Origin of the sequence: Phytoactinopolyspora alkaliphila (genome assembly GCF_010550695.1) — a bacterium.
Lineage (GTDB): Bacteria > Actinomycetota > Actinomycetes > Jiangellales > Jiangellaceae > Phytoactinopolyspora > Phytoactinopolyspora alkaliphila.
This window is the reverse complement of the sequence record NZ_JAAGOB010000009.1, coordinates 131,581-146,432: the sequence shown is the minus strand read 5'-3', so window position 1 is coordinate 146,432 and position 14,852 is coordinate 131,581. Positions and strand designations below refer to the sequence as shown.

Genomic DNA, 14,852 nt, shown 5'->3' with positions numbered 1-14,852 from the left:
CTGACGGTGAATAAGTGGACTAGGCACGCAGCTACCGCAGCAATATTGAACCTGATGCTTTTGGTGATAGTGATCATTATAATTAACGCACGATAAGAATCTGTCGTATTAGTCGGCACTGCGTAAACACTGTCCAGCAAGAAGATGTCCACTCGGTGTTTCTTGATCCTTACAAGATCGTTCCGGGGCATCCTAGCCCCAGCACGCCGGGTGACACGGCGTCGCGGTTGGGCGCCTGGGGGTGGCACCGCCGTCGCGCCGCATCGCCCCCACAACAGCCTGTACGTCATCTCCGATCGAGGAGAGGGTGGTGACCCGCTACGACGAGCGCATGTTGTCCAATACCAAGATCACGTACATGTACGCGCCGGGCTCCGCGCCGGTCACCTTCGAAGTTGACGGTGTGCGATTCGGGCTGTCGTTGGGCATAGAGGTGCACTTTCCGGAAACCTTCATTGAGTATGAGCAGCTCGACCTCGACTGCGTGCTCTTCTCCACCGCCGGTCCTCCCGAGCGGGATGGGAGTGGGGTCTTTGTCACTGAGGCTCAAGCGCACGCTGCCACCAACAGTTACTGGGTCAGCTACGCCGTGGACGCGCTCCACGCGGCTAGCGGACCGTCGGGTGTGATCTCGCCAGAAGGGACGTGGGCCACCCGGTGCGTCCGGGAAGAGAGGTCCTCTGTGATGATCGCTGAAATCTTCAGCGATCCAGAGGACCCTGCTCGACCCTGGCGGCGCAAGGCCCGTGCCGGCATCTACGAGCCTCACCTCGTCCACGACGATCCCAGAAGCAACAATCGGAGCGTTGTTAGCTGCAGGCCGCATAGCGCATCCCGAACTGCTCGGAGAGGCATTGTTACTGGTGCGGGGTGTCGATCAAGCGGTGCCTGAGGCCGGTCGCGCGTAGCGCTCGGCGGCTGAGTGCGGTGCGTACGGCCTCCGCGCTGCCGACAACCCGGACTCGTTCCTCGGCGCGGGTGATCGCTGTGTAGAAGAGTTCCCTCGACAACAGGCGGGACTCCGCTCCCGGCATCAGTACGGTGATCTCGGTGGCTTGGCTGCCTTGGGCTTTGTGGATGGTCATGGCGTGCAGTGTCTGGACGTCGCCGAGCCGGCTGGGGGAGAAGTCGAGCCGGCCGCGCGCGCTGTCGATGTGAACGCGCAGTGTGCCGTCAGGCCGCCGCACGGTCACCCCGACGTCGCCGTTGTAGACGCCCAGGCCGTAGTCGTTGGCGGTGACCAGTACCGGCCGACCGACGTACCAGGTGTCCCAGAGCGGATCTTCGGTCTCGTCAGTGATCCATCGCTCGACGGTCCGGTTCCAGTGCGCGACGCCCCACGGTCCGTCCCGGTGCGCGCAGAGCAGCCGGTGCTCGTTGAGAGCCACGAGCGCGCTATCGACGTCACCGGCTTCGGCTGCTTCCCGGATCTTCAGGACGCCGGGAAGCAACGCCCTGCGCAGGATAGGCCGCGGGTCGTCGTCTTCGACGAACTGGATGCGGTCGCCGCCCCTTCGGAGCAGCGTGAGGACCTCGCCGGGCTGGTTCCGCCGGACCGCGGATGCCAAGTCGCCGATCTCCGAGCCGAACCGGTGGGAGGTTCGCAGTTCGGCTGCCGTGGCGTGCCCGCCCTCCACGAGGCCATCGACGAGATCGGCGAGTACCGCACCAGCCTCGATGGAGGCGAGCTGGCCGGGGTCGCCGACGAGAACAAGCCGCGTGTCCGGCCGCACGGCTTCGAGCAGCCGGGCCATCATCGTCAGCGACACCATCGACGTCTCATCGACGACGACGACGTCGTGCGGCAACCGGTTGTCGCGGTTGTGGCGGAATCGGGTCGATGAGTCGGGCCGCCGGCCGAGAAGCATGTGCAGCGTTCGGGCGTTGAAGCCACCCAGCCTGGCCGTGTCCTGATCGGAAAGCCACTTGGACGTCTCGCCGCGGACCGCTTCCTCAAGCCTGGCCGCGGCCTTTCCTGTCGGTGCGGTCAGCGCGATCCGCAGGCGCCGGTCACCGGCGAGCTCGGCCTGTTCAGCGAGCAGAGCCAGCAGCCCGGCGACGGTGGTGGTTTTCCCGGTGCCCGGCCCGCCACTGAGGACCGTTGTCCACTGCCGGACAGCGGTGTGTGCTGCGGCTCGTTGTTCGTCGAACGGTGTACCGGGAAAGAGCCTGTGGAGCGCGACGTGCAGCGCGGCCTCGTCGGCGATCGCCGGGGGCGCCTGGCTGGCTCGGGCGCGGAGGTCCTGTTCGACCTGCTTCTCCTCTCGCCAGTAGCGGTCGAGGTACAGGCGGGTGCCTTCGAGGCGAATCGGCTGTGGCGGAGCGAGTAACGGGCTGTCGGCAAGCGCGGTGAGCCAGCCGTTCAGGTCCGGCCAGTCCAGGCTGGCGCCGTGGTCTCCGACCTCGTCGCGCACCTCGGTGAGGTCGAGGCAGACCGAGCCAGAGCGCACCGCCCTGACCACGAGCGCGCAGGCCAGCGCCACAGACTCGTCGCCTTCGCCCAGCATGGCCGTGAGCCGGGAGGCGACGTGCACGTCGGCGGAGTGCAGCACGCCCGCGTCGTTGAAGGTGCGCAGGCTGCCGGTGGCGGCGAGCGCGAGGGAGCTGTCGTAACTGTCGATCGGCAGGGTCATGCGGTTCTCCCGTCGAGCAGGTCGGACAACGCCAGGACCAATGCCGGTGGCAGCGGCCAGCTGAAGACCCCGGCCGGATGACCGTCGGTGAGAGGAGTGTCCGGGCCGCACATTCCCCGTACGTACAGATAGACCACACCACCGAGGTGTGTCTCCGGGTCGTAGTCCGGCAGCCGCCAGCGCAGGTATCGGTGCAGCACCACTGAGTACAGCAGTGCTTGTAGCGGGTAGTCGGAGTGCAGCATGGCCGACGCCAGGTGAGCGCGGTCATAGTTTGCCGACGTGTCTGCTTGCTCGGGATCACCGAGCCGGTTGGTCTTGTAGTCGACGACCACGAAGCGGTGCGTGTCGCCGTGCCGGACACGAATGACCACATCGATAGATCCGGAGAGGTAGCCGCGCAACGTCTCCCGGCCGAGCAGGGGTTGCCCGAGCCGGTCCGCGTAGGCAAGGAGCGGATCGTTTCCCGCGAGGTGAGCGCGCAGCACGGAGGCCACCTCGCCCAGGCGGACGTCATCCGCGATCGCATCGTCGCCGCCGGCCAGGGGAATCTCGAAGTCGAGTTCCCGGAGCCGGTCGCTGAGCTCGACGTCGCCGAGCGTGAGGCCGGGCACGAGCGGCCCGAGCGGTGTGGTGTGCAGCGGGAGCATTGCCTCGGCCAGGACCTCCGGGGATACGTCGACCGGCCAGAGCGTCAATTGATCCCGGATCTGACCGGCAAGCTCGGCGTGCAGGTCTTCAGCGCGCGGATCGGCCACCTCGAGAACGGCATGGACCAGTGACCCGAAGGTGGCCCCGACCGGCAACCCTTCCATCGGCGACGGCACAGCGTCCGGCGATGTGGTCGTCGAAACCGGCAGTGGATCAACGGCCTCGTCCTCAAGTGCACGGTCCTCCGGTTCGCTGGCCACGCCGCCCGACTGATGGTCCGCGGCCCGGACCAACGCGGAGTACGACGTGCGCCGCCACGCTAGGTCGACCCCGCGTGTGAAGGACGCCACCGCCAGTCCGCCGGACGGTTCCTCGTGCACGGGCTCGACGCGGTCGGCGATCACTGACTCCTCGACGACCGGGCCACCGGCTTGCTGCCAGCGTTGAAGCCAGACCAGCACGTCGTCGTCGCTGGGCGCCTTGTCGAGGCTTTCGGGCACGACGGGGTCACCCTGCTTGCGTCCACGCAGCAGGCGCGAGATACCTCCGTTGACCTCATCCCACGATGGCGCCCACCAAGCCACCACCTGGGACTGGGCTCGGGTCAGAGCAACGTAGGTGAGGCGAATGTCGTCGCCGGCCACCTCGGCTCGCCAGCGCTTCTTGTTCGCCTCGTAGTCGGCGCCGTTCTTTCCGCCGATGTCGAGGCTGCGCACGCCGTCCTGATGGAAGAGCAGCAGGTCGTCGTCGAAGATGTGCCGGTTGAAGCTGAAGGGCAAGTACACCAGTGGAAACTGCATACCCTTGCTCACCCAGACGGTCATGATCTGCACCGCTGCGGCGTCGCTGTCGAGGCGGCGGGTCCGCTCCGTGGTCCGTCCCTTGCCGGCGCTTTCCTGGCGCAGCCAGGCGAGCAACGCCGGCAGTCCGAACCGTTCGCGATGTGCGGTCTCGTGCAGCAGCTGGGCGAGGTGCGCGAGGTCGGTCATGTCGCGCTCGCCCCCACGCCAGGCCAGCACCCGCTCCGCCATGCCGCTGAGCCGCGCGGCCTCGAACACGGCGCCCACACCACGCACCCGGAGATGGTCCGCCCACGTTCGCAGGGTCTGCCCAATCCGGTCGGTCAAATCTTCCCCGCCGGCGTGAAGGCTGGCCGCGGTCTCGCCGAAGAACATCGTCGTCGCCGCTGCCCTGACCAGCCCGGAACGATGTGGCTGATCGAACGCTTCGAGCAGGCACAGCCAGTCTTGGGCGGCCCGGGACGAGAAGATGTCGAGGTCGCCGGAATAGACGGCGGGAATCCCGGCCTCGGTCAGTGCCTTCCGGCAGGCTCGGGCGTCTTTGTGTGCTTCCACGATCACCGCTACGTCACCCGCGCGGACCGTCCGCCCGTCGTATGTCGCCCCGGAAGAGAGAAGCTGGCCGATGTCGGCGGCCAGGTCGCGGGCGATGTGCTCGCGCAGTGGGTCGATGCCGATCGTTCTGTCGGGGCCGGTGCGGTGTTGATCTCGCCGCACGACGCGGAGACGGAACGGCGCATTCGATGGGGCCGCGACCAGGCGGCTGCCTTGATGGCGAGCAGCCACGTCGTGAACGACGATGTCCTCGTGGCCGAGCTGAGCACCGCCGAGCACCACCTGAAGGCTGTCGACCAGCGGCTGGTCGCTGCGCCAGTTCGTGCCGAGGGTGCGCCGTTCGCCCGCAGTGGCCGCCGCCGTCAGGTACGTCGCGATGTCGCCGCCGCGAAAGGCGTAGATCGCCTGCTTCGGGTCACCGATCAGAACCAGTGTGCTGTGGCCGTTGAACGCGGCATCGATGACCTTCCACTGCACTGGGTCGGTGTCCTGGAACTCGTCGACCATCACCACGGACCAGCGACGCCGCATGCGGTGCCTGGCCGAGGCGCCCGGGTCGGTGAGCGCGGCGGCGAGCCGGGTGAGCAGGTCGTCGTAGCCGAGAACGCCGAGCCGGCGTTTCCGGCGGTCCAGCTCGTCGAGGACGGCTTTGGCGAACTCGACTCGCACACCCTCCGGCGAGCCTTCGGCGTAGAGCTCGGGGACGAGCCGGGTATGCGGGTTGCCGACCACCTTGGTGGCGATCTGGAGAGCGGTGGTGCGGGTGAGCGGCGGCCGCTCGCTCGAGTTCCCGAATCGCTGTAGGTAGAGGTCGTCAACGACTTCGGCGACCAGGTCGCCGAGATCGTCCACGAGGGTGACCCCGGGGTCGGTGTCACCGGCGACGCCGAGTGAGCGCAGGACCAGCTGGCAGAACTGGTGGGTGGTGACGATGGTGGCGGCGTCGAAGTTGGCCAGCGCGTCGCGTAGCCGAGCGTGCCGCGCGGAAACCTCGGCTGCCTCACCGCGCGCGAGATAGCCGAGCAAGGCGCCGTCCGGTGGCTGGCTTGGCTCGGCCAACGCCCGCTCGGCTTCGACGAGCTGAGAGCGCACCCGATCGCGAAGCTCCTGGCTGGCGGCCCGGCCGAAGGTGATCAAAAGCATCTCGTCGAGCCGCGCCTCGCCTTCGGCGATGTAGCGAGTGACCAGCCCCGCCAGGGCGTAGGTCTTCCCGGTGCCGGCGCTGGCTTCCAGCACCGTGGTGCCGGTCGGCAGCGGACCGAACAGGTCGAACGGCTCCATCACGGCGCCTCCCGCTCGTGGTCCAGCATCGGTCCCCAGACCCGGGCGGCGTAGGCACCGAGGCGGGTGGTCTCGCCGGGTCGCATTTCATCGGCGCTGGCCGGCTTCAGCAATACCTCGAGCGCAGTATTCGCGCCCCACACCCGCATATGGGCGGGATCGGCGTTCTCGCCCTCGTAGGACGCAGGCTTCCACCGGCGTCGTGCGGCCATCACCGGGTCGCCTTTCGTCCGCCGGGCTTCGTACCATGCGAACGAGGTCTTGAGCGGTAGGGGCAACGGCTCCCGGCGGCCGGCGTCGTAGATCGCCACCAGGTCGGCCAGCAGTTCGCGAGCGTCTGCTCCCACCGGTCCGAAGAGCCTGGTCGCAGGTTCGTTGCCGCGCTGGCGGCGGCCGATGACCAAGCCTGTCCAGTTGTGGTCCTCGTCAGTGGCGGAGAGTGCAAGCAGCTGCACCCACGAGGCGAGCAGGTGCTTGGCACCCAGGCGGGAATAGCTGACGGAGATCAACCGGCGGGCGTAGACGCTGGACACGGTGCCCGTGAGGAGGCGGCCGCCGCCGAGGTCGACATCCACGTTGTAGGTGTCGGACGGTGCCTGCCTGTGGGTCAGTGCCGCGATCGCGAGTTTCCGGGCGTTGTCGCGGATCTCCATGCCGCTTCGCCAGCCGAGGCGGCCCGGGGGCAGCGTGCCGCGTCGCCACTCGGCATGCAGGGCCTGGTCGGGAGGGACGCCGGTGAGCATATCGACGAGCATCCGATCGCCGGCCGACCATTTCTCGAGGTTGTCGATCTCGACCGGCATCGCGTCGGAGACACCCTCGACCTCCCACGGCAGGGTGACATCGAGCGCCCGGAAGAACCCCTTCACCGGATCCCGGAAGAACGCCAGCAGCTCGGCCACTGTGACGTCGTCGTTCCGGGGTGATGGCAGCGGGCCGGGCAGGAACTCCGGGCGAGCCGGGCGCGAACCCGACGCCGAGCGTGCCGCCACCAGCGAGGCCGGGTCGAATGTGAACGGTCCGGGGGTGCCGAGGCGGCCGGGCTCGAGATTCTTGCGGTCGAAGGGCTGCAATGGGTGTTTGACGAGGACGGTGTCGCGGACCGGGATCTCGGTGGTGTGGTCGAGCGCGTCTAGCAGCTCGCCGACCGGTACTGCGGGCGGGCGCGGCTGCCCTGTGTACTCGTTGGCGCCGGTGTAGGTGATCACCAGAGCCTCAGTGGCGGCAAGGATCGCGTCGAGCATGAGCTGACGGTCCTCGGCACGCACGTCCCGCTCTCCGGTGACCGGGCACCTGGCCAGGACGTCGTCGCCGTCGGCCAGGCCGAACCGCGGGAAGACGCCGTCGTCGAGCCCGAGCAGGCAGACCACGCGGTGCGGCACCGAACGCATCGGCACCATCGTGCAGACCGTCAGCGTGCCGGTCCGGAAGTTGGCGCGGGTCGGCCTGCCGGCGAGTCGAGCCGAGAGCAGCGCTCGGACGTCGGGCAGCCGCAGCGGCGTGGTGGCCAGCGTGCCGGCGTCGGCGGCGACACCGGCGAACTCGCGGCGGACCTCGCCGACCTGCCACGCCTCGTCCCGCCCGACCTGCGTCAACTGCTCGACACCGGCACGAAGGGCGTCGACCCACTCGGAGAGCGGGCGCGTGCCGTCGAGACTGTCGCCGACCATTCGCAGACGGTCGAGGTACTCCGCGAACCTGCCGGCCAGCTCGATGCGGGCACTGCCGACGTCGTCAAGCGGCAATGCGGTGCCGATCCATGCACGTGCGTCGGCGGACATCGCCACTCCGCCGAGCACCCGGTCGAGGCCGAAGCGCCAGGTGTTCTGCAGGTAGGCGGCGAGGCCGAACGCCTCTCGATGGTCCTGGTCAAACGCCCACCGGGCCCCGGACTCACGAACCCAGGCCGTGATGGTGGCGAGGTCGTCGTCGGTGAATCCGAACCGGCGCCGGACCGGCTTGGCCTGAGCGAGGTCGAGCACCTGGCTGGCAGTCGCCCTGCCACCGGCCAGGTCGAGCAACTGCGCCGCGACGCTGAGCAACGGGTTGGTCTGAGTAAGCGATCGGTCAGCTAGCCGCACGCGAAGGCGATGTGCGGGATGGCCGTCCTCGCCCAGGTCTCCGAGCCCGAAACCGGCGGTGATCAATGGCGCGTAGGTCTCGATGTCGGGACACATCACGATGATGTCTCGCGGCTCCAGCGTCGGGTCGGCCGCGAGCATTCCCAGCAGCACCTCGCGCAGAACGTCGACCTGACGGGCCGGGCCGTGGCAGGCGTGCACCTGCACGCTGCGGTCGCCATCAGGCAGGCGCCTCCCAGCGGGCGCCTGAGTATTGCCGCGAATATCACTCTGCAACCAGCCCAGCAGCGTGTCCGGCGCTGCGGGCATCGCGATATGTGTATCGACGGCCGGCACAGCGGCCAGTGTCAGCCGCAGCTCGCGGCTGTCTCGCCCGAGGGTGGCCAGCAGCGGATGACGGGCCTCTTGGTAGCTCGTGTCAGCGATCCGATCTGCCGCAGTGCTGGCGACGTCGGCCAGGCGGTCCCACAGCGCGGCGCTCGGGTGTGGCAGCCACAGGTGCACGTCGCGGTGCTCGGCGAGCGCCGAGATCAGCTCGACCTCCGTGATCGGCAGCCGGGTGTGCCCGAACAGTGAGAGACGGTCCGGCAGGTCGAAGGACTCGGGCTGTTGACGGAGCAGGGCGAGGGTGTCGGCATGGCGAACGTGCGGTGGCGGTGCGCCGATCTGTTCGACCATCCCGCGCCAGAGTTCGGGCTGCCAGGCCAGATCGTGGTCGATGGCGTCGCCGCGGCCATCGGTGTCTCGACCGGCCGACCAGTCCTTCAGGATGCGTGGACGCTGTACCGAGTACGCGGCGAAGAGCCGAGCCAGCCGCGCTGCCACGGCGTATCGGCGGCCTCGCCTCAGCTCGGCCTCGACGCCGTGGTTGAAGTGACCGAGGTGCTGGGCGACCGGCTTGCACCAGAGCTCATCGAGGGATTCGTCCAAGGCGGCAAGCAGCGGCCAAGCCATGGCCTCCGCAGCCCAGGGGTCCTCGTCGTCCAGGCCCAGCAGAGCAGCTGTCAGTGAGCGCGGCGACGTGAACCGGATCCCAGCGCATACCCCGTCTCCGCGCCCCGGCGCGGTGCCCAATCGGTGCGAAAGCCGCTGGGAGAGCCAGCGCTCGACACCCTTGGCGGGGACCACCACGAGCTCCTCGGCGAACGGGTCAGCCAAGCGCGTGGCGAGCAGCTCACCCAGCCCATCAGCCAGCACATCGGTGCGCTCAGCGCGGTGGATGTGCAAGGTCATTGGCTCAGCATGCCACGTGGTTCAGCTACATCGACGCTTCGGTCGTCGTCAACGTGGCAGGTCAACGGGCAAGCCGCCTGGGGTCCCCGTGTGTGCAGCAGCGCACCAGCCATGCCTCAGTGATGTGGGCAAACATGGCGTCGGCAGCGCCGACAGGTGCCGTCCACGCCGATGACGACGGCCCCCTGTACGGGAACCGGCGAGAATCAGCCTGAGACCTCGAACGTGTCGTGGAGCAGCCCTCGTACCCGGTCTACGTCCGGCAGCGACGAAGCGCCGCCCGAGTGTGCCGATGACGACTCTTCCGCGGCGTTCGCCGGGTCCAGGAGCCGGCGCAGGCCGGTGCGCAGCAGGGTGCCGTCCATTGAGACGACACCGCTGAGCGCGAGTATCGAGGTGCCCTGGTCAAGGGCGGCCATGAGGCGTGCGACGTCATCGGGAGGGAGGGTCTCTCCGGCCGGGCGGCTCGCTTCGGCCACGCGTGCGTAGGCGTTGAGGAGCACCTGAACCCGTTCGCGGAGCTCCTGGATGAGGGTGTCGTCGCGGGCGGCGGTCGCGATGAACTCCAGCGTCGCGAGGCCGAAGCCACGCACCATATGCGCCGCATCGTCGTTGCGGGTGGCCCCCGAATCCGGTGTGCAGGTCTCGCTTGTCTCCGGGGCTGCGAACGGATCCCAGTCCTCACCGCGCAGTATCTGCAGGTTGTAATCCATCACCGCAAGGAAGAGCTCCGCCTTGCCGTCGAAATTCGAGTAGACGGCGCCCTTGGAAAACCCTGCTTCGTTGGCGATCCCCTCCAGGCTCGCGCCGTGATACCCGTCGCGAGCGAACGTTGCAATGGCCGCCACGAGAAGCGCCTCGCGGGTCTCCTGCTTGCGCTCGGCGCGGCTTTGCCGGGCCCGGGGCGCGGACGTGGAGGGGCGTCGATCCATATCGGCATTCTAGTTGACGTACCGCTGGTATCAATATACCGTCAGTATTTGAATACCGACGGTATTTCATTTGGAAGTGAGGACCACCATGAGTGACGCAGTGCTGGAGGTCGAGGCGCTCTCCAGGCGGTTCGGCTCGGTTGTCGCGAACGACCACGTCGCGCTGCGGGTCAGGCCGGGGGAGGTGGTCGGCCTACTGGGGCACAACGGAGCCGGGAAAACCACCCTCGTTTCGCAGGTCGTGGGACTGCTGCGGCCCCATGGCGGCTCCATCCGGGTGGCCGGTGTCGACGTGATCGCAGACCCGGCGACGGCGCGTCGCTGTGTGGCACTCCAGGCGCAGGCCCAAGCCCCACTGGACGGCCTGACGCCCAGGGCAGCTATCGAGATCGCCGGCCGGCTGCGCGGTATGTCCCAGGCGGACGCGAGGTCCGCCGCTCGAGCCTTGGCCGACGAGCTGGACATCAGCGAGTGGTTCGAGCGGCGGGCTACTCCGGACGGCGGCGGACTATCCGGTGGCGTGCGCCGCCTCACGGCATTCGCCATGGCCGCGGTTGCGCCTGTGCCGCTGGTCATCCTCGATGAGCCGACCAACGATGTCGACGCGGCTCGCCGCCGGCGTCTGTGGGAGACGGTTCGCCGGCTCGGCGACGACGGCGCGGGGGTGCTGCTCGTCACCCACAACGTGGTGGAGGCCGAACGCGTGGTCGATGAGCTTGTGGTGCTCGACCGTGGCAAGGTCGTCGCCGCCGGCTCGCCGAGCCAGCTCCGCGGGACAAGCGACCGCGACCTGCGGCTTGAGCTCTCACTGCATCCGGATGGTGACGATCCTTCCGCGGCCCCAGCTGATGTGCCGATCCCGATCGCTCGCCGGGTGCGCGTCGGGCGACGGGTGCTGCTGACCCTCAGCGCGGCCGACGCCGAGGCCGCCGTCGCCTGGGCCACGACCTTGCGTTCGAACGAGCGCATCGAGGGCTACGCGCTGGCTCCCGTCACCCTCGAGGACGCCTACCTCGCAGCGACGGCCGACGCTGCCGCAGACAGCACCGCCACCAGGGAGGAAGCCGCCCATGTCTGAGCCGATCATCTCCACCCCGCCGGTGCGGACACATGCCGGAGTCCCAGAGCGCACCGGCATGGTGACGATCTACAAGTCCCTGCTGCGCTGGACGATGGCTCAAGCCGGCGCGATGCTGCCTTTGGTCATCGTCGTCCAGGCGCTGCTCGCTGCCGGCATCATCATCGGATTCGGGTTCCTCATCCCCGACATCGACACCCACTCCGCTCAATTTCTGTCCACGGGCGCGCCGACCGTACTGGTGATGATCATCGGACTGGTCATGGTGCCTCAAGGGGTGGCGCAAGCACGAACCAGCGGCACGTTCACCTACCTGCGTGCGTTACCGGTGCCGCGCCCACTTCTCCTGCTGGCCGATCTGACGGTGTGGCTGGCGGTCGCCCTGCCCGGTGTCGTCGTCGCGGTGGTGGTGGCGCAATTGCGGTATGGCTTCAGCTACACGTTCGACTGGCCTCTGCTGGTGGCCGCGTCCGTCTTGACTGCGGTGATGGCCACGGCGGTCGGTTATGCGATCGCGGTGCTCCTGCCCCCTTTGCTGGCCCAGCTCGCCACCCAGGTGCTGGTGTTCTTCGTGTTGCTGTTCTCACCGATCACCTTCCCGCTGAGTCAGCTGCCCGCGTGGTTCCAGTCTGTCCACGACGTGCTCCCGTTCCGGCCCGCTGGCGACATGCTCCGCGCAGGGCTGCTGTCGGACAGCTACACGGCGAGCTGGCAGGATCTTGCCGTGCTGCTGATCTGGTGCGTGATCGGGCTTGTGATCAGCGTTTGCGCGCTCGTGCGCCGTGCCTGATGCGCATCTGTTCCGCGGAGACGGTGTGTCGGGGTCGTGGCCGGTCTGGGTGATCTGCTCGGGCGCAGGATGGCCTCAGGCCGCCGGATGTCCGGCCTGAGGCGTGTGGTGGGCGTGGATGGCAGTGTCCGCGATCCGCTCGGTATCTACGCCGAGCGCGCCGGTCATCTTGCGGGGTCCTCAACGGTCGGTCTCACGGAAACGCTGCAGCCGCGAGTACGCCTCGAGCCCGTCGGGCACCCATGGCCACTCGTCGAGCCGCCGCTGTAACTCGTCCTCGGTCAGGAATGCGCTCCATGCGATCTCTTCCGCTTGGGGGCGCACCGGGACGTCGCACTGCACCTCGTAGACCGCCGACCACCAGCGTCGTCCGGCGCCGTCGTCGAAGAGGAACCGGAAGAGGGGGACGGGTTTCGGTAGCCCGGAGACGCCGAGTTCCTCTTCGGCCTCCCGAAGCGCAGCATCGTCGTAGGCCTCGCCTGCCCCCACGACCCCGCCGACGAACATGTCGTAGAGGGAGGGGAACACCAGCTTGGTGGCTGTGCGCCGATGGACGAATACGCGGCCCTGGGCGTCAGTGGCTTGGATGAACACACACCGGTGCCGCAGGCCTTGCGCGTGCGCGGCAGCTCGCCGCGCTTGTCCGACCACCGTGTCATTCTGGTCGACGATGTCGAGCATTTCGTCGGCGGAGCTCACGACAGCTCCACGGCGTCGCGGCCGGCCACCGGCCTGCTCGTGATCGGGTACAGCGAGATGGGAGCAAGGCGTGGCCCGGCCTTCATGCGTCCTCACCTCTCCGCTCATTCCCAACGAGTGACGTGTGTCCGATTAACATACATACACCAATGTATATGAGTCCCATCGCGGTACCGATGACCGAGCAGGGAGAAGAGCCATGAGTGCAGCGGCCGAGCGACGGACGCAAGCCGATCGGCGTGCCAGGACAAGAGCGGCCATCCTGGCGGCCGCTGCGCGAGGACTGTCCACTTACGGGTACGCGAACCTCGTCCTGGAGCAGGTGGCTAGGGACGCGGGCTACACCCGGGGCGCGCTGTACCACCTGTTCGCCAACAAGGAGGAGCTTGCCGTCGCCGTCGTCGAATGGGTGGGGGAGACGTGGGACGCGGAGGTGCGCCGGCCTGCCCTGGTCGAAGGCGATCCCCTGACTTCGCTGATGACTATGGCCAGGGGTCACGCGCTCTACTGCCGTCGTCACGACGTCGCCAGGATGATGCTCACCCTGCAGGTCGAGTTCGCCGGTCAGGACCATCCGGTCGGCCATGCGGTCAGTAGGAACATCGACGAGCTCGAGACCGGGTGCTCCAAGCTGATCGCTGCGGGACGCCGGAACGGCTCGATCCCCCAGGGCCCGCCGGTTCGACTCACCGCGCGTGCCTTCCTCGCCGCCCTCGAGGCGGTGGCGATCGAGGTGGCCGGCAGTGCTCCCCATGACATCGAGCTCATCGGAAGGGCCGTGCGCGGGATCCTCGGCGTCGCGCCTGCCGGGTTGTCGCCGGCTAAGGCGCGCTGACAGCACCGGGGAGACGGAAGCAGCTCGTGGGCGGTGCGTGGTGTAGGTCTCCGCTTGACTTACATACAGACATGTACGTAGGTTTATCCGCGAGGGCGGGTTCGGTCCACCCCGCGCGGGGCCGGCTGGCCCGGCGCCACGACACGGACGGAGAACTTCGATGATCAAATGGGCTGGTCGGCTCGTCGTGCTGTACGGAAGCGCTCACACGTTGGGCGCCCTGACCGCGTTGGGCGCAGCGAGCCACGCAGGCGCGTGGTTCAGCAGGGAGCTGTGGTCGGAGGACCTCTCCGACATGAGTCCCGCCATGAGCGCCTACTGGCTGAGCGTGAACAGCTTCGGCCCGCCACTCATCTTGATCGGCCTGACGGTGCTGTGGCTGAACCGCCGCGGCATCACGCCTCCGCAGTTCATCGGCTGGGCGATGGTCGCTTGGGTCGTGACCGGCTTCGCGCTCGCCGGTCCGGGAGTCGGGCAGGACCTGATCCTCCTGGTGGCGGCAGTCATCCTCGTGGTCGAGGCACGCCGCGCAAAGGCGCGCGACCGGCTCGCGCCCCCTGCCGACACCGCTGCCGGCAGCGTGCAACATCGGCGTCCAGCCGCCCGCTGACCGGACGATCGGTCGGAGCTGTGCGTCGAGGGGGCGAGACGGTGGCACATGTTGTCATATGTCGCTCTATCGCTTGTGACCACACAACCCATTCGTCGGGCGTCGTGGGGAATCCCGGACGACGACTGCCTGCCCGCGGGCCGAGATCGAATTCGGCAACGCGATGCCCAGCTCACCGCGTTGGTCGGCAACCGGCCGGCGGTGTCCACGTTGGTGCTCGGCTGTCTCCTCACGCAGCCGGGGCATGGGCTAGCGGCAGTTGGCGATGCGGATCTCGTTTTCGGTGACCATGTATGAGGCGGTGTTCGTCGGTGATGCGGCGGTCCAGTAGCCGTGGAATCCTGGTCCGCCATCAGGTGTAGTCGTTCCAGGCGTACTCGTCCCAGACGAGTTTCACTCGACCAGATCCCGTGCTTCGGCACCCGCGGACATATCGAAAGTCGACGTCGCAGACTCCGACCATGGGACAAGCTCGGCGAGTTCACCGCCGAGACCGGCATCCGGGTCGAGCTCGACCCCGGTGTCCACGATAGACATCGAAGGTACGTTCCTGCGCGACGCGGGAGCACCGCCGCGGCCAACATGTCGACGGACGACGGACTTCCGGCCTCGGCGTGCAGCGCCCTCAAACCTTTCGGGAACACCATCGAGATCCAGCGGCGCCGTACTCATGG

11 protein-coding genes are annotated in these 14,852 nt (G+C 68.0%); 5 read left to right on the top strand and 6 right to left on the bottom strand.

What is annotated here, in order from left to right; genetic code table 11:
* The first annotated feature begins 310 nt into the window (after positions 1 to 310).
* Positions 311 to 892 (top strand): carbon-nitrogen hydrolase family protein, encoded by a 582-nt coding sequence (locus G1H11_RS17305; RefSeq protein ID WP_163819840.1) that lies wholly within the window; start codon positions 311 to 313, stop codon positions 890 to 892.
* Here the strand turns inward: G1H11_RS17305 and recD are convergent.
* From recD to G1H11_RS17285, 4 genes are all read right to left on the bottom strand, one after another.
* Positions 858 to 2,633: an exodeoxyribonuclease V subunit alpha gene (recD, locus tag G1H11_RS17300; protein WP_163819839.1), complete on the bottom strand. Its 1,776-nt coding sequence runs from the start codon at positions 2,631 to 2,633 to the stop codon at positions 858 to 860. The genes G1H11_RS17305 and recD overlap by 35 nt on opposite strands.
* Positions 2,630 to 5,920 carry a UvrD-helicase domain-containing protein gene (locus G1H11_RS17295; RefSeq protein ID WP_163819838.1) on the bottom strand — a complete coding sequence of 1,097 codons (3,291 nt, stop codon included), beginning with the start codon at positions 5,918 to 5,920 and terminating at the stop codon, positions 2,630 to 2,632. Before G1H11_RS17295 ends, recD begins: the two co-directional genes overlap by 4 nt.
* Positions 5,920 to 9,234, bottom strand: a complete 3,315-nt coding sequence (gene recC / locus G1H11_RS17290) for an exodeoxyribonuclease V subunit gamma (RefSeq protein ID WP_163819837.1) — start codon at positions 9,232 to 9,234, stop codon at positions 5,920 to 5,922. The genes G1H11_RS17295 and recC overlap by 1 nt, the downstream gene beginning before the upstream one ends.
* A 206-nt stretch (positions 9,235 to 9,440) precedes the next feature.
* A complete protein-coding gene (locus tag G1H11_RS17285; RefSeq protein ID WP_163819836.1) occupies positions 9,441 to 10,166 on the bottom strand; it encodes a TetR/AcrR family transcriptional regulator in 726 nt (241 codons plus the stop codon).
* A gap of 88 nt (positions 10,167 to 10,254) precedes the next feature.
* Here G1H11_RS17285 and G1H11_RS17280 point away from each other — a divergent pair, with 88 nt between their 5' ends.
* Positions 10,255 to 11,244, top strand: a complete 990-nt coding sequence (locus G1H11_RS17280) for an ABC transporter ATP-binding protein (protein ID WP_163819835.1) — start codon at positions 10,255 to 10,257, stop codon at positions 11,242 to 11,244.
* Positions 11,237 to 12,034 (top strand): ABC transporter permease, encoded by a 798-nt coding sequence (locus G1H11_RS17275; RefSeq protein WP_163819834.1) that lies wholly within the window; start codon positions 11,237 to 11,239, stop codon positions 12,032 to 12,034. The genes G1H11_RS17280 and G1H11_RS17275 overlap by 8 nt, the downstream gene beginning before the upstream one ends.
* Before the next feature lie 180 nt (positions 12,035 to 12,214).
* Here G1H11_RS17275 and G1H11_RS17270 read toward each other — a convergent pair whose 3' ends face one another.
* A complete protein-coding gene (locus tag G1H11_RS17270; protein WP_246211512.1) occupies positions 12,215 to 12,715 on the bottom strand; it encodes an NUDIX hydrolase in 501 nt (166 codons plus the stop codon).
* A 217-nt stretch (positions 12,716 to 12,932) separates the two neighbouring features.
* Between G1H11_RS17270 and G1H11_RS17265 the strand changes: the two genes are divergently transcribed.
* Positions 12,933 to 13,568 (top strand): TetR/AcrR family transcriptional regulator, encoded by a 636-nt coding sequence (locus G1H11_RS17265; protein ID WP_163819832.1) that lies wholly within the window; start codon positions 12,933 to 12,935, stop codon positions 13,566 to 13,568.
* 160 nt (positions 13,569 to 13,728) lie between these two features.
* Entirely contained in the window at positions 13,729 to 14,178 is a 450-nt protein-coding gene (locus tag G1H11_RS17260; protein ID WP_163819831.1) for a DUF6463 family protein, read from the top strand.
* A gap of 393 nt (positions 14,179 to 14,571) precedes the next feature.
* Here the strand turns inward: G1H11_RS17260 and G1H11_RS17255 are convergent, their stop codons facing one another.
* Entirely contained in the window at positions 14,572 to 14,715 is a 144-nt protein-coding gene (locus G1H11_RS17255; RefSeq protein WP_163819830.1) for a hypothetical protein, read from the bottom strand.
* Between the last annotated feature and the right edge of the window lie 137 nt (positions 14,716 to 14,852).

Bases quoted from the DNA above. Each gene is read 5' to 3' on its own strand.
- recD (WP_163819839.1), bottom strand. From the start codon at position 2,633: ATGACCCTGCCGATCGACAGTTACGACAGCTCCCTCGCGCTCGCCGCC.
- G1H11_RS17295 (WP_163819838.1), bottom strand. From the start codon at position 5,920: ATGGAGCCGTTCGACCTGTTCGGTCCGCTGCCGACCGGCACCACGGTG.
- recC (WP_163819837.1), bottom strand. From the start codon at position 9,234: ATGACCTTGCACATCCACCGCGCTGAGCGCACCGATGTGCTGGCTGAT.
- G1H11_RS17285 (WP_163819836.1), bottom strand. From the start codon at position 10,166: ATGGATCGACGCCCCTCCACGTCCGCGCCCCGGGCCCGGCAAAGCCGC.
- G1H11_RS17280 (WP_163819835.1), top strand. From the start codon at position 10,255: ATGAGTGACGCAGTGCTGGAGGTCGAGGCGCTCTCCAGGCGGTTCGGC.
- G1H11_RS17275 (WP_163819834.1), top strand. From the start codon at position 11,237: ATGTCTGAGCCGATCATCTCCACCCCGCCGGTGCGGACACATGCCGGA.
- G1H11_RS17270 (WP_246211512.1), bottom strand. From the start codon at position 12,715: ATGCTCGACATCGTCGACCAGAATGACACGGTGGTCGGACAAGCGCGG.
- G1H11_RS17265 (WP_163819832.1), top strand. From the start codon at position 12,933: ATGAGTGCAGCGGCCGAGCGACGGACGCAAGCCGATCGGCGTGCCAGG.
- G1H11_RS17260 (WP_163819831.1), top strand. From the start codon at position 13,729: ATGATCAAATGGGCTGGTCGGCTCGTCGTGCTGTACGGAAGCGCTCAC.
- G1H11_RS17255 (WP_163819830.1), bottom strand. From the start codon at position 14,715: ATGTCTATCGTGGACACCGGGGTCGAGCTCGACCCGGATGCCGGTCTC.